Here is a 17,052-nt window from a genome sequence, read left to right as displayed (position 1 = left end):
ATGCCAAACAAAACCAATAAAAAACAGCCACTGTATGTAATATTATTATTGATATTAGCAGCAGAGGCTGTTTTTATTTTACCTTTTGTTTTGCAACGGATTTTTAGAACAACCTTTACAGAATCATTCTCAATTTCTGATACGCAATTAGGCAGTTGTTTCTCGGCGTATGGAGTGGTTGCTCTCGTCTCCTATCTTTTTGGAGGGCCTCTTGCAGATAAATTTAAACCTAACCTTCTAATGTCGGTAGCCTTGGTAATGACAGCTCTAGGAGGGTTTTATTTAGCCACCTATCCTACTCTTACTAATCTCCATATATTATATGGCTACTGGGGATTTACCACAATATTTTTATTTTGGGCAGCTATGATCAAAGCCACTAGGATATGGGGCGGTTCAGAAAAACAAGGGATTGCTTTTGGATTTTTAGATGGAGGGCGCGGACTGGTAGCTGCACTATTCGGTTCCATTGGAGTGCTTATTTTTTCATTATTTATCACTAAAAATATAGAGCTTACAAGTATTGATGAACGTCGGCAAGCATTTAAAGAAGTTATAATTTATACCTCTATTGCGGTAATGTGTATTGGGTTTCTTGTGTTTTTCTTTTTAAGATTTTCGCAACATGAAAAAATACATTCAAATAAAATCTCGAAATTAGTAACTATAAATAATTTTAAAGAAGTACTGAAATATAAAGCCGTATGGTTATTAATGATAATTATACTATGTGCATATTACGGTTATAAAATGACAGACATTTTTAGCAAATATGCTGAAGAGGTAATGCTATATAATAAAATTGAATCTGCAAAGGTTGGCACCTATTTATTATATATGCGACCAGTTATTGGTATTCTTATAGGATTATTAGCAGACAAAACAAGAGCAACTTTGTGGATTGTTATCGGTTTCTTATTAATGGTCATAACTAGTTTTGTATTATATATAGGGGTTATAGATAATACCAAGACGCTTTTATTTGTGCTATCAATCGGAACAATGGCAGTCGGAGTGTATTCTGCTCGAGTACTTTATTTTGCTACTTTAGAAGAAGCCAAAATACCTTTAGCCGTAACAGGAACTGCTGTTGGCTTTATCTCAATCGTTGGTTATACTCCAGATATTTTTGCAGGATTGATTATGGGGTATTTTATCGATGCTGATAAGGGGGCCGTTGGTTTACAAAATGCGTTTGGCATTATGGGAATTTTCACATTGATTGGGTTAGTGGCGTCATTGCTATTTTATAGGCATTCAAAAATGAAAGTAGCTTAATTTCTTAGGTGTTCCTGAGCTCTAGGTATTGTCATTAATTTGGTTTGTCGACCATTAACATACCTAAAACCATCTTTCCCCCAAAAACCTGCTTCTTCAAGCATTATCCTTATATCACGTTTCCATTCAGGAATATTTACGGTGGTGTTTAATTCTATGGCATAGACTGTGTTTTCATGTAAAGGATAATCGCCCGTAAATGGAACACCACCTTGCGAATCCCACATCCCTAAAGTGGTCCCAGATGAATGACCATAACTGCCCAATGGGTGTGTATAAATTGATGGTTTTAAACCTTTATTTTTTGCTTCATCTAATGATTCTTTTAAAATCATGTTTCCTGTTTTACCTGTTTTAAAATTTGAAGTAAAAATATCTTGAACTCTATTTCCATCCTTTAGTGCATCTATTAAAAATTTTGGAGGTTCTGTTTCCTTAGGCTTTAAGACATAGGCTAACTCTTGGCAGTCGGTATTTAATCTTAAATACGAAATGCCAAAATCACAATGCACTAAATCTCCTGGTAGAATTACCATATCTTCTGGTCGGTTTGAAAAAGCGTATTGGTCTTCATCTATTTCCTTAGCCGTTCTTTGAACATCTACCGTTGGATGAAACCACGTTTCTAGACCGAGTGAGGTTACTTTATCACGCATCCACCACTCTACGTCAGAAGTGGTTGTGACACCTGGAGTAATTACTTTTTCTGAAAAGGCTTCAGCTATAATATTGTGTGTAATATCTACTAACTGATTGTAAACGACCATCTCTGTTTCGGTTCTAGTTTCAATCCAACCAATGGCTAATTTTTCTGCAGATATAACCTTAGATGTATATTCTTTAGGCAGATACGACATAAAAGCGTCATAATCTGTTTTAACTAATCCGTCTGCTATATTGAAGTGTTCTGAATAATTAAGCCCAATAGATTTTGGATCTCGTTCTTTAATTATTTCAATCAAGCGTTTCCATTGATTAGGTTCTTTTTCCTTATCCCAAGCTGAAACTATATTTTCACCGAAATTGTAGCGTGCAACAGCTAATTTTTCGATGGTATTATTTTCTTTATTTCTGTAGAATACTAATATCGTTCTACGTCTTGCATTAAGCCACGTCGCTGGCAACATTGTTTTTAATACTGGATCTTCGTTATATTCTCTCGAAATTAAAATCCACATATCAATGTCTGTTTTATCCATCAAATTTGGTAATAAATTGTCGAATCTATCTTTGAGAATGTTATCAACAACCTCTGCTCGTTGGCGCTCTGTTAAAATTTGCTGAGCGTTAAGATTAAAAATAAAGCTTAAAAAAAGCAATTGAATTAATTTCATGTATCTGTAATTTACGAAGTCTAATTTACCGAAATACAATGCATAAAAAAAGAGTTCTCTTAAAGAACTCTTTGAAATATAAATTAATAATAATTTAATGTTTTATAAATTTCTTCGTCTCGCTTTGGCCTTCAATATTTGATATTTTAATCATATAAATTCCGCTGCTTAAATGACTAGTGTTTATAGTTTTTTGGTTTGTCTGAGAAATTCTTTTTCCGAATACATCGTAAATTTCTATTACGTCTATTATTTTATTTGTTTGTATATTTAATACTGAACTTGTAGGGTTAGGAAATATCTTAACATCATTTTGTATTTCTAAATCATCCGTACTAAGCGCAATGCGATCTTCGTAATTATAGAGTATTCTATTGGTATTAGAATTACTCGTAACACTTGTTATTTTATTATAAAATGGAAAATCACTCGTTATATACTCCAAACCTTCTGCATTGACAAATGGGTTTGCATAGTCACTCATCAATTCAGTAAAGTCGTAATTGTAATTCTCTGTATACGAGGTGCCGTCATAAAAATCAGTTGAAGACAGTCGATTTCCATTACCATCAATAGTAAATTCTCTTCGCTGATCTTCAACGTAGCTCATACTAACACTATTCCAAATTTCTAAAACAGAACTAATAATATAACCATTGGAATTAAAGGATTGTATTTCTCTATCACTTTGTGTAAATGCACCATTGATATATTCTTCCGTTTCAATTAATGCTACATTCCCATTGGTATTGTATGTTAGAGTACCTCTATCTGAAATTTGCCATTGCATACCCACGTTGTCCCATTCTTCAAAAAGAACTTGTGATATACGTCCTGAATCATAACTATAGGTTAATCTTCCACCAACAACCCATTGATTACCGTCCCAATACTCATCTAGTAATGTTGTAAAATCACCATTGCCGTCAATATTTATAGTGGTTCTATAGTCATTTTCAAAACTACTATTACTAGTATTATAAACTTGATCTGTAAAAATTGTTTGAGTGCTGCTATATGTATATTGCGATTTAGATTCCGGTTCCCATTGAGAGCCATTCCAAAAATAACTATCAATAGACGACAGTCTGCTATTAGCATCATAATTGAAATTTTGGCCATAGTTATTTTGCCAAGTTGAGGTAGAACTATCAAAATACTGGTCTAGCGAAGATTTTAGTTCTGATTGAGAAAAAGAAATGCTTATAGAAAGCAAATAGATCATAAAAGTAATTTTTTTCATAATATTTTATTTTTTAAATATGCCGAAAAATACTTTACAAACTAAAACCTTGAAATACCCAATATTGGGTATTTTTCAAAAAAAAGAGTTCCTAGAAAGGAACTCTTTGTATATTATATATTGAAATTTTTAGTGCGTTGCAGCTGTTCGCTTAGCTTTTCTCTCTTCCTTAATTTCTTTAAAACGTTCAATTGAAGAACCAAAAATCCAATAAGGAATAACGAAGGTTAAAAGGAAAATCATTAACCAAAATCCAATTGTTAATATGGTTAAAAATGCTAAAAATCCTAAATATTGATCAAATTCGAACATAATTGTTGTTTCGTTTACGTTTTGTTGGTACAAAGATATAACCAATTAATAAGTTTTACAACAGGTAAACTGAGTTTTATTAACAGGAAATGAACATTTTTTAGCTAAACTATTAATTGTTATTATAAATTCTTAACATGATAATCCACCAATCCCTCTATTGGCCGCCTTACAAAATTACCCACTTTGAAACCGTATTCTTCTGCAACCTGCTTTATTTCCGCTTGACCAAAATAAGCAATGGAACCTGCGAAATGAACAGGAACGCCAGCTTTCAACTCTTCTTTAAATTGAAGAATCATATTTTCAGCAAACAATCGAATTCCCTTTGTGATGATATTACTTATATAATCGGAATCTTTATTAATAAACATAAATTCAGCATGATCGGCTAAATACGCACTAGGATTAGTTTGCTTATACAAATTATATTTTATAAAATCTGCATCTAGATTATGCTTATGTGCAAAAGCGACGCTGATTGTATCTGGCATTTTATTAAAATAGTAATCTCTAATTAATTGTTTACCAAAATAATTTCCACTGGCATCGTCCATTAGAATAAATCCTAAGCTTGATACGCGCTGGTGCAAATCTTTACCATCAAAATAGCTACAATTAGAACCTGTACCTAAAATACAAACTACAGCTGCTTCGTCATTAGTATCAATACATGCTCTTACTGCGGCATAGGTATCTTCCCTCACTTCAACAACTGCATTAACAAAATAGGATTCTAAAATAGACTTTAATAACAGTGTTGGTTTTTCTGTTCCACAACCTGCTCCATAAAAGTAAATGTGCGTTACATCATCGGCGATTGCCATTAGCTCTTTACTCTTACGAATAGTTTTATTGAGTTTTTTCTCTGCAACTGTAGCAGGATTTAAACCTTTGGTTCTTATTTTATCAACAGCTTGTTTACCGTTTTTATCGATTGCAATCCAATCGCATTTTGTAGATCCTCCATCTGTAATTAAAATCATGATTTTGTAGATATAATGCCAATTATATGTTATAATAATTGGAATAAAAAATTCCGTAGTTTATAAGAATTCAATATCCTACGGAATTTTCTAAATTAATAATTGATATTAAAGACTATTAACCTTTTTAGCTAAATCCACCAATTTATTTGAATAACCAAATTCATTATCGTACCAAGATACTAATTTAAAGAAAGTTGAATTTAATTCGATGGCCGAATCTGCATCAAATACACTAGTTCTTTCTTCACTTACAAAATCTTGAGACACTACAGCATCTTCAGTGTAACCAAGCACACCTTTCATAGATCCATCAGCTGCTTTTTTCATAGCTGCTTTAATTTCTTCTAAAGATGTTTCTTTTTTAGTTTTAACTGTTAAATCTACCACAGATACATCTACCGTTGGTACTCTAAACGCCATACCTGTAAGTTTCCCGTCTAATTCAGGAATCACTTTCCCTACTGCTTTTGCAGCTCCTGTTGAAGTTGGAATTATATTATTTATTGCACTTCGTCCTAATCTGTAATTTTTACGAGATGGAGAATCCACTGTAAATTGAGTAGAAGTTGCGGCATGAATTGTTGTCATTAAAGCCTCTTCTATTCCGAAATTATCTTCAATTACTTTTGCTATAGGCGCTAAACAGTTTGTAGTACATGATGCATTAGAAACTATAGTATCATCTGCTTTTAAAGTATCGCAATTAACTCCCATTACAAACATTGGAGCATCTTTACTTGGTGCAGATATTACAACTTTCTTGGCACCACCATCAATATGGTATTGCGCAGTTTCTAAGGTTGTAAAAATACCTGTACATTCAGCAACCACAGTTGCACCGGCCTCATCCCATTTAAGATTTTTAGGATCTTTTTCAGCGGTTACACGAATTGTTTTACCGTCTACAACTAATTGTCCGTCTTTTACTTCTACTGTACCATCAAATCTTCCATGAACAGAATCGTACTTTAATAAATATGCTAAATGATCTACATCCAATAAATCGTTAATCGCCACAACATCTACGTCGTTACGCTTTACGGTTGCTCTAAATACAATTCTTCCTATTCTACCGAATCCGTTGATTCCTAATTTTAAATTTGCCATTGCTCTATCTTTGTTTTAATTTTTATTCGTGTTTATATTGACATTATATCAGAAACTCTTAAAAGCTCCTTATTTATTTTAGATTTTCCTTTTACGGCTTGGTCAAACGGTGTTAACTCAATAACATCGTTTTTCATACCAACCATATAGTTACTTTTTCCTATTAATAAATTCTCCACGGCTTTCACACCCATTCTACTTGCAAATACTCTATCGAAACATGATGGAGATCCACCACGCTGCATATGTCCAAGTACAGATACTCTTACGTCGTAACCCTCCATATTCTGGTCGACATAATCTTTAAGTTCAAAAACACTTTTTCCTATTTTATCACCTTCAGCCACGACAACTATACTCGAAGTTTTTCCAGATTTTTTACTGCGTCGTAAAGATTCAACGAGTCTATCTAAACCTAAGTCTTCTTCAGGAATTAAAATTTCTTCTGCACCACCGGCTATACCAACGTTTAGGGCAATATGGCCGACATCTCTTCCCATAACTTCTATAAAAAACAATCTATTATGTGAACTAGCTGTGTCTCTAATTTTATCTATGGCATCTACAACGGTATTCAAAGCTGTATCGTATCCTAAAGTATGTGAAGTTCCGTAAATATCATTGTCAATAGTACCAGGAATACCCATAACTGGGAAATTAAATTCTTGATTAAAAACCATAGCACCGGTAAAACTACCGTCGCCACCAATTACGACAAAAGCATCAATACCTGCTTTTGTTAGTTGCTCGTAAGCTTTTGCTCTTCCTTCCTTAGTTCGAAATTCCTTAGAGCGTGCTGATTTTAAAATTGTACCTCCTTTATTGATTATACTTTTTACGCTTCGCGCATCCATTTCAATAAAATCGCCTTCTATCATCCCTTCATAACCTCTATAAATACCGTAGCATTTTATATCGTGAAAAGCACATGTTCTTACTACAGCTCTAATTGCGGCATTCATACCTGGCGCATCTCCTCCTGAAGTTAAAACACCTATCTTTCTTATTGTATGTAGCATTATTTAATTTATTTACAGTAAAATTAATAAACTATATATATAAAAAAGTGACTATTGTCATAAATTAAATAAGGTAGAGGTAATTCAAACGTTTTCGTTAATAAGTATTTTAATAACCCTAACGTTTTTTGGGTTTTAAGTCTTTGTTTTCGACTTTTTTTCCTTCATGGTCATATAATCTGGCATTAAATTCTCGTCATCATTTTTCTTTTGATTCTTAGAATTATCCGTTTTTTTATCTTTTCGGTTCTTACCAGAAAAAATTATCTGAATTAATTCTTTAAAAGAATCAAATTCAACATTGTATGATAAACCAGCCCCTTGTGTATAACCGATTTCTTCCCCAAAATTTCGAATACTGTTTTCTCTATTAAAAACTTTGGCTCTTAAAGTACCATCTTCATTTAGCAACAAATCGATTTGCACATCTCCACTAATCACGGTTTGGCTAGCACTGCCAAATGGTACACCGACCTTACCATTAACTAATATTTTATCGCTTATTTTAGTTTGAAGTGTTACACCTACCTTATTGTTGGTTTGCAATTCTGGTGTATCTTGTCCTAATTCAAAATCAATACCTACATCTAAATTACCATTACTCGACCCAAATAAATTGTTTACAATGCCTGTAAGTCTTTCTGAAATCGTCCCCGTAAAATTGGCACCGCCTAAACTACTAGAAAACCCACCTGTCGCTAAAAACATCAATGCTTGATTATCTTTTTCATCTTTAGAAGACAATCTATAATCTAGCTCAGATTTAACGGTAGAACTTACATTAGGAAATCTAAAATCGAACTGTGGATCTGGTTGCTCTAATTTTCCTGTTAAATGAATTTCGACTTCAACATCAATACTTTGATTAATAGGATTATCTAGTAAAACTGAAGGATTAGCACTAGCTTCATATATTGCCTTTAAATTCAATTCGGCATCCATAGGATCACCTTCCCAAACAATACTTCCACCCTGCTCTACTTTAAACTTCTTTTCTACCACACCACCATACTTAAAATTATAGGTACCGTCGTATACCACAAAATCACCCCACATATTAAACGTGCCGTTGGTATTAATTAAAAAATTTAAACCTCCTACGCCTCTACCTTTTATGGTGCTACCGGCCTCCTTATCTATTACAATTTCTATAAGTGCATTTTGGTTGACATTTAAATCGAAATCGAGTTCTAAACCTTTTACTTCAATAACTTGTGATATTTCTCCTCTTAATCGTGCTGCTTTTTCTGCTGGACTTAAAAAATGAATAAAAGAGTTATCCCCAAAACTTTCAGAATCATTAAGTGGAATAAAAAACTCAGTACCGGCTTCGGTCCTTCCATCTATAACTTGAATCACTAGTTGGTCGGTTGGTCCTTTTATTTCTGCTCTTCCCGATATAAATCCTGTACCATAATATAATTCGTCTTCAGATTCTTCTGTATTTAATACTAAAAGTCGATCGGTCGTTAATTTTAATCCTAATTTCCAATCCGTAAAATTATCGTGCGCAATAAAACCGTTTAAACTACCTTTTGAAAAATATTTAGAATCTGTCATGGCCACATTATTAAAAATAAATTGTTGACCTCTAAGCGATACTTTAGAGTCGAAATCGAAACCATAATCAACATTTAGATAAGGAATAGACAGCCCTGCTCTATCCAATAATAACTCTCCATAAATTGCTGGCTTTTTTAAACTTCCGGTAACATTGGCATAACCAGAAACCAATCCTCTAATGTTACTTATCACCCCTTCACCCAAAGGATTTAAAGGATCTAATAGAAACTCTTCGAATTCGACTTCTAAATCAATAGTTGGATTTTTGTTTGAAACATCAATCATGCCCTTAGCATCCAACGATTTTAGATTATCATTAATTAAAGTTACATCGACATTATAATTAGTGATGGAATTGTTGCCTTCAATCTTAGCTTTTAAATTTCCTAAATCGTAGTCATTAACAAACAAACCGCTAATTTCTACATTAGATTTTGGCAGATATACTCCATTATTTTGCACCACATCTAATTTGCCGTTTACCACACCTTTTAATGCTAAACTGTCTATGCGTGGTGTAATTTTAACGAGTTGCACATCCTTAAAATCGACATTAAAATTTTTATTGGTAGAGTCTTTTACTTTACCAGATACCAAAATTTCTTCATCCCCTTGAGTTATTTTAATAGGAAATATATCGAAGGTGTTAAAATTTCTATCGAAGCGAATTTTGTTTAAAGTATCCTTCTGAGCATTTAGAAGCCATTCATAACTTTTAAATTTAACATCCGATTTTTTAATACCAACAATGGATTGATTAGTTTCATCTATGGTATAAAACAGATTTAAGTTAAAGGTATCTGCATTATTTTTACCTCCTTTAAATTCAGACTTAAACAATAATGTATCGCGTTTTGTTACATTGATAAGACTAAATTGCGAAGCATTATAGATACCAGCATTCAAACTATCTATTTCTACATAGGTATTAAATAAAGGATTACTATTATCAATACTGAGATTGATATTATTTGCAAAATAATCTTTGAATTTAATTTCAGGCGAATTGAAGGTGAGTTCAAATCCTTTTTCGTCGGTTTCTATTCTACCTTCTATAAACGTGTTCTTTCCTAACGTTAGCTCTTTGTAAAATACAGTAGCAATTTTAGAATATATATTGAATCTAAAATCTATATACTGACCTGAATCGACTTTATTAGGAATATAATTGGTATAAATGCTTCCCACCGAGTTTTCCACCAAGCCAAAAATATCTTTAATTTTAAATTGCCCAGTAATTTTTCCTTGAATGATATCTGGCGAATTTATAGAGATCGTACGTTCATCCTCGTTAAAGGTAGAAATAATATCAAAATCTTGAAAATTATATATCTCATCTTGATTTTTGTAAGTCGTATTCTTTATATTAATTGCACCTATTGCATTATCTAAGGATGTCCCCTTTGCAGACATGGTAACCAAACCTCTAAATTCTGAAATACTGTCTCGTGTTACAAAATTCAATTCGCTCAAATTAGCATAACCCACATTGGCCTTAAAATCGAACTTTTTGAGATCTTCAGAAAAATCCGCTAGACCGTTAAAATCGAGTTTTAAATTAAGGTCTTCCGCTTTTACAACTCCGTTAAATATTTTATTTCCAAGATTGCCCGATAGCGTTATATCTCTATAGGTATAACCGTTATAATCTAACACAAAAACTTCACCTTTAACATTAGTTTTTAGATTATCTATAGTAAATCCCTTACCATCTAAATCGAGATTTAGTGAGGTAGATTTAACTAACGGATCATTAATCAATTCTCCGATATTAAACTCATCTAAAACAACATTACCGATATAATTTGCATTGTCAATGTTATCGATATTGGTTAATTGTAAATCGGAATTTATAAAACCCAAATCTGTATCGATTTCTATATTGGCCTCTACCCGTTTTGCCGTAATAAAAGTGGTTCCATTTATATTAAAATTACCAACCTTAGAAATTACACTAGGCACTGAGTTTCCTAATAATCTCGGTAAAAGCGCTATTAAATCATTGTAATTTGAGGCTAACGTTTGAAAATTTCCGCGTAAAGCAAAACTGTCATCTTCTTTACTAAACAGATTTTTAAAAGTAATATCTCCAACTATTCTCGTATTGTTAGAGGTACTTGCGTTAACACGTTTGGCTTCAAGATTATTTAAAGTTCCTGATAAATCTGCATTGAAAACGGCGTGTTGATCAGTGCCAAATTCATCAAAAAAAGCATTTAGTTCTGTTAATGAAATGTCAGAATCTCTAAAACTGGCCTCGACATTTACTTTGTCTTTAAAATATTTAAGATCTTCACGTTTGTAGTTAAATCTTAAATCACCTTTTAGTTCTGATAGTGCTGTTGTAATATTGAGATCACCAAAACTCATATGGTCTAATGTGTATTCAAAATTTGCCATTAAATTCTTTACGGCAATCCCTCTACTATCTCTAAATCCTAATTTATTAATACGACAACTAACTTCAGGCCCGTTGATTAAAAAGTTAGTTGTATTGGCTTTTAATTCTGAAAACTCAAAGATTTTTGGAACTTCTAAATTTTCGTCTATTAATCTAAAAATACCACCTTCTATAGAAACATCACTAGACGAAAACAGAAATTCACTTGGCCCTAATCTCGGATTATCATTGTCGAATTTAGCCACAAAAACATCTAAATTAGTATCTGTTTCGTTTTTGTAAGTTTTTAAATTAAAAATGACATTCTGAAGGTCAATATCTCCAAAATTCAACTTACCATTAATAAGGTTTTGAAAACTAATTATTGAACTATTTAATTCACCAACACTAATTAGCGTATCTTTTTTGTAATCTCTTATCAGTATGTCTTTCAACTCTATATCACCGTTAAGTTGAAGTCCTACACGACCAACATTAATATTGGTTTTAAAATCGTTGTTAACAGATTCTGTGACGTATCTACCCAACTTAGTTTGTACTGCAGGTATGGATAAAATTAGAAATAATATAAAAAACAGGAGCAAGATAATTCCTATTATTTTTCCTATTATTTTGAGTATCCGTTTGATAGAATTTATCTGTTTTTTAGTTTAAATACTAATTTAAAATATGCTTAATAAAATAGTCTTTTTAATAGTTTTGAAATCGTCATCAATTAGTTAAAAACAAAAAAATATCCTTTTATTTATAACCAAATTCAGATTAAATCTTTACTACCTTTGCATAACAATACGTTATATTTTATAGCATTGGACTTTAACTGGTAAAATTAACAATTATTGTACCGAATATCGACTATGGAAAAAGAAAATATTTACATCCTCGGCATTGAGTCGTCATGCGATGATACTAGTGCTTCGATACTTTGTAACGATCGTATTTTGAGTAATGTTGTCGCTGACCAAAAAATACATGCCGAATATGGTGGTGTAGTGCCAGAATTGGCCTCTCGCGCACATCAACAAAATATTGTTCCGGTAGTACACCAAGCTATAGAAAAGGCTGGCATTACTAAAGCGCAATTAAATGCTGTAGCTTTTACCAAAGGTCCAGGCTTAATGGGATCTTTGTTGGTTGGCACCTCCTTTGCAAAATCTCTAGCTTACGGATTAGATATTCCGCTTATTGACGTCAACCACATGCAAGCGCATATTTTAGCTCATTTTATTGACGAAGAAAACCACAATAAACCTCCTTTTCCGTTCTTGGCAATGACTATTTCTGGTGGACATACGCAGATCGTAAAAGTGACAAACTACTTTGAGATGGATGTTTTAGGCGAAACTATAGATGATGCTGTTGGTGAAGCTTACGATAAAAGTGGAAAAATTTTAGGGCTCGGTTATCCTGCTGGCCCCGAAATAGACAGACGGGCTCAACTTGGAAATCCTAAAGCCTATCAGTTCACCAAACCAAAAGTAGATGGTTTAAATTTTAGTTTTTCGGGATTAAAAACGAACATTCTCTATTTTATACAGCGTGAAGTAAAAAAGAATCCGAATTTTATAGATGAGAACCTAAATGATATTTGCGCTTCTATCCAATACACTATAATTGGTATTTTAATGGCGAAGTTGAAATTAGCGGTAAAACAAACAGGAATTAAACATATTGCAATTGGCGGAGGCGTGTCTGCCAATTCCGGAATTAGAAAAGCTTTAAAAGATGCGGAACAAAAATATGGCTGGATAAGCTATATCCCTAAGTTTGAGTACACCACAGATAATGCTGCTATGATAGCCATTGTTGGATATTTGAAGTACTTAGAAAAGGATTTCTCCAATTTTGATGTCATGGCTACTGCACGTTTAAAAATTTAGTGAATGCACTGAATATTGATATGAAAAGATCAAACATAGTCGCGAACCAGTGAAGCTATGAATTGTGCTGATTTCTTTGTAACCTTTACTTAACTGACTCAAAAAAAATTACTCTGAGTGCATCTTGTTTCAAATTGTTAAAACATCTGTTAACATCGTTTCTATCTCTACTTCCATCATATCTTAAAATTTAGTTGTTTTGTAGTTGATAACCCCAAATTAAACAATCAACATGAAAAATTTATTTACGCTACTACTTTTTATCCCATGCATCGGTTTTTCCCAGATGGCTCTCGAACAACAATTAGATTCTATTTCTACTCCCGATGAAGCTACTCTCTTCTTAAAAGAAAACAAACCAAAGCATGGTAAATTATTAACGTTCAATAAAGTAAAACATAAAACCAGATTAGCAGATGATTTATTTAACCTCTCAAAAGGTGGAACAAAAATTATCAAATCAGATTTTAAGAAAACGTATTACAAAGTAATTGATAAAGCGGATGTCGATTATATTAAGTTTAAAATTATTGTAATAGATGCTTCTAAGACTTCTGACGATGTGGCGAAAACAAAACGTAATAACATATTAGCACAATACAATCAAGGCTACAGATTTAAGGATTTGGCAAAACACTATTCATCCGGACGTACATCTAAAAAAGGTGGAGATACAGGTTGGATAAAAGCTGGTGATATGTCCAAAGCATTTGACGATGTGGCATTTAATGATAACCATAATATTAATGATATATTTTCGATTGATGACATTGAAAACCAAAAATATTATCTCGTTATTAAAACCGAAAACAGAACCCCGATTGAAGAGATTACAATATTAAAATTTTCTGAAAACCTTGAGTAATGCAGTTATTTTATAACCAAAATATCACCGAAAACGATACCAGTTTTAAGTTCGACAAAGAGGAAAGTCGGCATATTGCTAAAGTCTTACGAAAAAAGGAAGGCGATATTCTAGCTATCACCAATGGCAATGGTTGGCTATTTACAGCAAAAATCACATTGGCAGAACCTAAAAAGTGCATCGTTTCATTAACCTCAAAAAGTTACCAACCCAAGCGCCAATTCAATTTGCATTTGGCTGTTGCACCAACAAAAATGAACGACCGATTTGAGTGGTTTTTAGAAAAAGCCACCGAGATTGGTATTGAAACTATTACCCCAGTTATTTGCGACCATAGCGAAAGAAAAGTAATTAAGACTGAGCGTTTCGAAAAAATCATTCAGTCTGCTATGAAACAATCACTGCAATATCATAAACCTATACTAAATGATCCTAAAAATTTTAAGGATTTTATAAAACAAACTTTTATAGGTCAAACTTTTATAGCGCATTGCGAAGAAACAGACAAAAAATCTTTAAAATCACAATTAAAACCAGCTACAGATTGTACTATCTTAATTGGTCCAGAAGGTGATTTTAGCGTTAAAGAAATCGAAATGGCTTTGGAACATAATTATATTCCTGTAACTTTGGGTGCGACACGTTTACGAACAGAAACCGCCGCAATCGCAGCTTGTCATTCTGTTTCATATACTAATGAATAATCAGATGAAGTTTCGTTTTACATTATTTTTTATATTTTTTACGATTTTTCTTTTCTCACAAGACATTGCCGTATTGAAATACCAAGGTGGAGGAGATTGGTACAGTAACCCCACTGCGCTTCCCAATTTAGTAAAATATTGCAACCAACATATTAATACTAACATCAACGAAAACATTCAAACAGTTGAGGTCGGTAGCACAGATATTTTTCAATTTCCTTTTTTACATATGACGGGACATGGCAACGTATTTTTCAGTGATGAGGCTGCCGAAAATTTGAGAAATTATTTAATCTCTGGCGGCTTTTTGCATATCGATGACAACTATGGCATGGAACCTTATATCACTAAAGAACTCAAAAAAGTATTTCCGAATAGTGACTTGGTAGAAATACCAAAAAATCATAGCCTATACAGTTCGGCTTTCGAATTCACCAACGGTTTACCTAAAATCCACGAACACGATGGCAAAGCACCGCAGGCTTTTGGAATTTTCCACGACAGCAGATTAGTTTTACTATTCACCTTAGAGAGCGATTTAGGTGATGGGTGGGAAGATCAAGAAGTACATAACGACCCAGAAGATGTTAGAGAAAAAGCTTTAAAAATGGGAGCTAACATTATTAAATATGTTTTTGAAAACTAAAACGAACCATTATTCTAGTTTTACGATTTTAGATTTGCCTAAGCCTTCGTAAAGCGTTATTAATAACCTAAAAAATCCATTGCAACTCACTCACTATAATACCAACTTCAAAAAACGAATGCACTCTATTAAAGTTATTTGTGATAATGTAACTAATGCACCTAACATTGGAAGTTTGTTTCGTATAGCAGATGCCTTTGGCATAAAAGAACTTATATTTTGTGGTGCCGATATCACCTTGGGTAAACGCATGGCAAAAACATCGCGCTCTACAGAAAAGTATGTAAACCATTCCTTAAATAACGATATTGAAGCGCAAATAAAAGATTTGAAAGCCAATAATTATTTCCTCATTGCCTTAGAAATAACTAAAAATAGCCAAGCCTTATCTGAGTTTCAACTTCGTACCACACAACCCATAGCATTAATCTTAGGAGATGAAAATTTTGGAGTCTCTGATACAATTTTAACGCAGGTTGATGCAGTGGTACATATTAATATGTATGGTAACAATAGTAGTATGAATGTAGCACAAGCTACGAGTATTGCGCTTTATGAAATAACGAAGCAGCTCAATTTTAAAAATGTATTATAGTCTAGTTTAAGTATATTTATCCTATGAACTCAAAAATAATAGCCAACGGAATATTAAGAGCTATAGGAATAATTTTAGCTATCGCTCTAGTCTTCTTTTTTTTATATAAAATTCAATCCGTAATAGTTTATATTGCTATAGCTGCGGTTGTTTCGCTCATTGGACGACCAATAATATTATTTTTAAGACGACACCTAAATTTTAGTAACACCATAGCTGTTGTAGTTACTATGACTCTACTTTTAGGGCTATTAGCGGGCTTAATTGATCTCTTCATTCCGCTGATTGTAGAGCAAGGCCATAATTTAGCATTACTCAATATTGAACAACTCCAAGATAATATTGAGAATCTTTACAATCAAATTATCACCTATTTTGAATTTAACCATATTGATATAGAGCAATCTCTACAAGATTATAATTTACTTGCTAAGCTCGATTTTGCTATTATTCCAAATTTCCTAAATAACTTTATTAGTGGATTAGGCAGTTTTAGTATCGGTTTATTTTCAGTGCTTTTTATTTCATTTTTCTTTTTAAAAGACAGCAAACTATTCGAAGAGGGCATTATGACTTTTGTGCCAACAGGAAATGAGGAACGTTCAAAACGCTCTATTACCGCAATAAAAGATTTGCTATCGCGGTATTTTGTTGGGTTAATATTTCAGATATTAATTCTATTCGTCATCTATACAATTATCCTTTTGGTTTTTGGTATTGACAACGCTATAGTTATCGCATTTTTGTGCGCACTTCTCAATTTAGTGCCGTATGTGGGGCCTTTAGTTAGTGGTTTTCTAATGTTGTTATTGAACATGTCTAGTAATTTAGGTGAGAGTTTTAGCGAGGTTATTTTACCTAAAACTACTTATGTGATGATTGGTTTTATTATTGCACAATTGATCGATAATTTCTTTAGTCAGCCATACATATTTTCAAAAAGTGTTAAATCCCATCCATTAGAAATCTTCCTAGTCATTATTATTGCAGGTATAATATTTGGCATCGTTGGAATGATCGTGGCTGTCCCTGCTTATACTGCAGCCAAAGTTATTCTAAAGGAATTTTTATCAGATTATAACATCGTAAAAAAATTAACTAAAGACTTATAGTTTC

General features: G+C 32.8%; 14 protein-coding genes. 7 read left to right on the top strand and 7 right to left on the bottom strand.

What is annotated here, in order from left to right; translation table 11 throughout:
* The gene (locus tag QMA06_RS11090; RefSeq protein WP_290206918.1) at positions 1 to 1,278 is read left to right on the top strand and encodes an MFS transporter; all 1,278 of its coding nucleotides are present in this window, start codon (positions 1 to 3) and stop codon (positions 1,276 to 1,278) included.
* Here QMA06_RS11090 and QMA06_RS11085 read toward each other — a convergent pair.
* The 7 genes from QMA06_RS11085 to QMA06_RS11055 form a co-directional block, all read right to left on the bottom strand.
* Positions 1,275 to 2,612, bottom strand: a complete 1,338-nt coding sequence (locus QMA06_RS11085; RefSeq protein WP_290206917.1) for a M24 family metallopeptidase — start codon at positions 2,610 to 2,612, stop codon at positions 1,275 to 1,277. The two genes, QMA06_RS11090 and QMA06_RS11085, sit on opposite strands and share 4 nt — an antisense overlap.
* Positions 2,613 to 2,706: 94 nt before the next feature.
* A complete protein-coding gene (locus tag QMA06_RS11080; protein WP_290206916.1) occupies positions 2,707 to 3,855 on the bottom strand; it encodes a T9SS type A sorting domain-containing protein in 1,149 nt (382 codons plus the stop codon).
* A gap of 129 nt (positions 3,856 to 3,984) precedes the next feature.
* Positions 3,985 to 4,167 (bottom strand): hypothetical protein, encoded by a 183-nt coding sequence (locus QMA06_RS11075; protein ID WP_290206915.1) that lies wholly within the window; start codon positions 4,165 to 4,167, stop codon positions 3,985 to 3,987.
* Between the two features lie 122 nt (positions 4,168 to 4,289).
* On the bottom strand, positions 4,290 to 5,153 hold the full coding sequence (locus QMA06_RS11070; protein WP_290206914.1) for an N-acetylglucosamine kinase: 864 nt from the start codon (positions 5,151 to 5,153) through the stop codon (positions 4,290 to 4,292).
* Between the two features lie 108 nt (positions 5,154 to 5,261).
* Complete coding sequence (gene gap, locus QMA06_RS11065) at positions 5,262 to 6,263, bottom strand: type I glyceraldehyde-3-phosphate dehydrogenase (protein ID WP_290206913.1); 1,002 nt, start codon at positions 6,261 to 6,263, stop codon at positions 5,262 to 5,264.
* Positions 6,264 to 6,295: 32 nt separating this feature from the next.
* A complete protein-coding gene (gene pfkA / locus QMA06_RS11060) occupies positions 6,296 to 7,282 on the bottom strand; it encodes a 6-phosphofructokinase (RefSeq protein ID WP_290206912.1) in 987 nt (328 codons plus the stop codon).
* A 135-nt stretch (positions 7,283 to 7,417) separates the two neighbouring features.
* Complete coding sequence (locus tag QMA06_RS11055) at positions 7,418 to 11,773, bottom strand: translocation/assembly module TamB domain-containing protein (RefSeq protein ID WP_290206911.1); 4,356 nt, start codon at positions 11,771 to 11,773, stop codon at positions 7,418 to 7,420.
* 330 nt (positions 11,774 to 12,103) lie between these two features.
* On the opposite strand from QMA06_RS11055, the gene tsaD reads away from it, so the two are divergent.
* From tsaD to QMA06_RS11025, 6 genes are all read left to right on the top strand, one after another.
* The gene (gene tsaD / locus QMA06_RS11050) at positions 12,104 to 13,126 is read left to right on the top strand and encodes a tRNA (adenosine(37)-N6)-threonylcarbamoyltransferase complex transferase subunit TsaD (RefSeq protein ID WP_290206910.1); all 1,023 of its coding nucleotides are present in this window, start codon (positions 12,104 to 12,106) and stop codon (positions 13,124 to 13,126) included.
* 232 nt (positions 13,127 to 13,358) lie between these two features.
* Complete coding sequence (locus tag QMA06_RS11045) at positions 13,359 to 13,991, top strand: peptidylprolyl isomerase (protein ID WP_290206909.1); 633 nt, start codon at positions 13,359 to 13,361, stop codon at positions 13,989 to 13,991.
* Positions 13,991 to 14,695: a 16S rRNA (uracil(1498)-N(3))-methyltransferase gene (locus tag QMA06_RS11040; RefSeq protein ID WP_290206908.1), complete on the top strand. Its 705-nt coding sequence runs from the start codon at positions 13,991 to 13,993 to the stop codon at positions 14,693 to 14,695. Before QMA06_RS11045 ends, QMA06_RS11040 begins: the two co-directional genes overlap by 1 nt.
* A 4-nt stretch (positions 14,696 to 14,699) precedes the next feature.
* Entirely contained in the window at positions 14,700 to 15,341 is a 642-nt protein-coding gene (locus tag QMA06_RS11035) for a DUF4159 domain-containing protein (protein ID WP_290206907.1), read from the top strand.
* A gap of 118 nt (positions 15,342 to 15,459) precedes the next feature.
* Positions 15,460 to 15,936 (top strand): TrmH family RNA methyltransferase, encoded by a 477-nt coding sequence (locus QMA06_RS11030; protein WP_290206906.1) that lies wholly within the window; start codon positions 15,460 to 15,462, stop codon positions 15,934 to 15,936.
* A gap of 23 nt (positions 15,937 to 15,959) precedes the next feature.
* On the top strand, positions 15,960 to 17,048 hold the full coding sequence (locus QMA06_RS11025) for an AI-2E family transporter (protein WP_290206905.1): 1,089 nt from the start codon (positions 15,960 to 15,962) through the stop codon (positions 17,046 to 17,048).
* Positions 17,049 to 17,052: the final 4 nt, after the last annotated feature.

It is taken from the genome of Winogradskyella bathintestinalis, from assembly GCF_030407435.1.
Taxonomy (GTDB): Bacteria; Bacteroidota; Bacteroidia; order Flavobacteriales; family Flavobacteriaceae; genus Winogradskyella; species Winogradskyella bathintestinalis.
This window is presented reverse-complemented; position numbering and strand designations above follow the sequence as displayed.

Excerpts from the sequence above, each read along its gene's own strand:
- QMA06_RS11030 (WP_290206906.1), top strand. The coding sequence starts at position 15,460 with ATGCACTCTATTAAAGTTATTTGTGATAATGTAACTAATGCACCTAAC.
- pfkA (WP_290206912.1), bottom strand. The coding sequence starts at position 7,282 with ATGCTACATACAATAAGAAAGATAGGTGTTTTAACTTCAGGAGGAGAT.
- tsaD (WP_290206910.1), top strand. The coding sequence starts at position 12,104 with ATGGAAAAAGAAAATATTTACATCCTCGGCATTGAGTCGTCATGCGAT.
- QMA06_RS11040 (WP_290206908.1), top strand. The coding sequence starts at position 13,991 with ATGCAGTTATTTTATAACCAAAATATCACCGAAAACGATACCAGTTTT.
- QMA06_RS11075 (WP_290206915.1), bottom strand. The coding sequence starts at position 4,167 with ATGTTCGAATTTGATCAATATTTAGGATTTTTAGCATTTTTAACCATA.
- QMA06_RS11090 (WP_290206918.1), top strand. The coding sequence starts at position 1 with ATGCCAAACAAAACCAATAAAAAACAGCCACTGTATGTAATATTATTA.
- QMA06_RS11085 (WP_290206917.1), bottom strand. The coding sequence starts at position 2,612 with ATGAAATTAATTCAATTGCTTTTTTTAAGCTTTATTTTTAATCTTAAC.
- gap (WP_290206913.1), bottom strand. The coding sequence starts at position 6,263 with ATGGCAAATTTAAAATTAGGAATCAACGGATTCGGTAGAATAGGAAGA.
- QMA06_RS11080 (WP_290206916.1), bottom strand. The coding sequence starts at position 3,855 with ATGAAAAAAATTACTTTTATGATCTATTTGCTTTCTATAAGCATTTCT.
- QMA06_RS11045 (WP_290206909.1), top strand. The coding sequence starts at position 13,359 with ATGAAAAATTTATTTACGCTACTACTTTTTATCCCATGCATCGGTTTT.
- QMA06_RS11070 (WP_290206914.1), bottom strand. The coding sequence starts at position 5,153 with ATGATTTTAATTACAGATGGAGGATCTACAAAATGCGATTGGATTGCA.
- QMA06_RS11035 (WP_290206907.1), top strand. The coding sequence starts at position 14,700 with ATGAAGTTTCGTTTTACATTATTTTTTATATTTTTTACGATTTTTCTT.
- QMA06_RS11025 (WP_290206905.1), top strand. The coding sequence starts at position 15,960 with ATGAACTCAAAAATAATAGCCAACGGAATATTAAGAGCTATAGGAATA.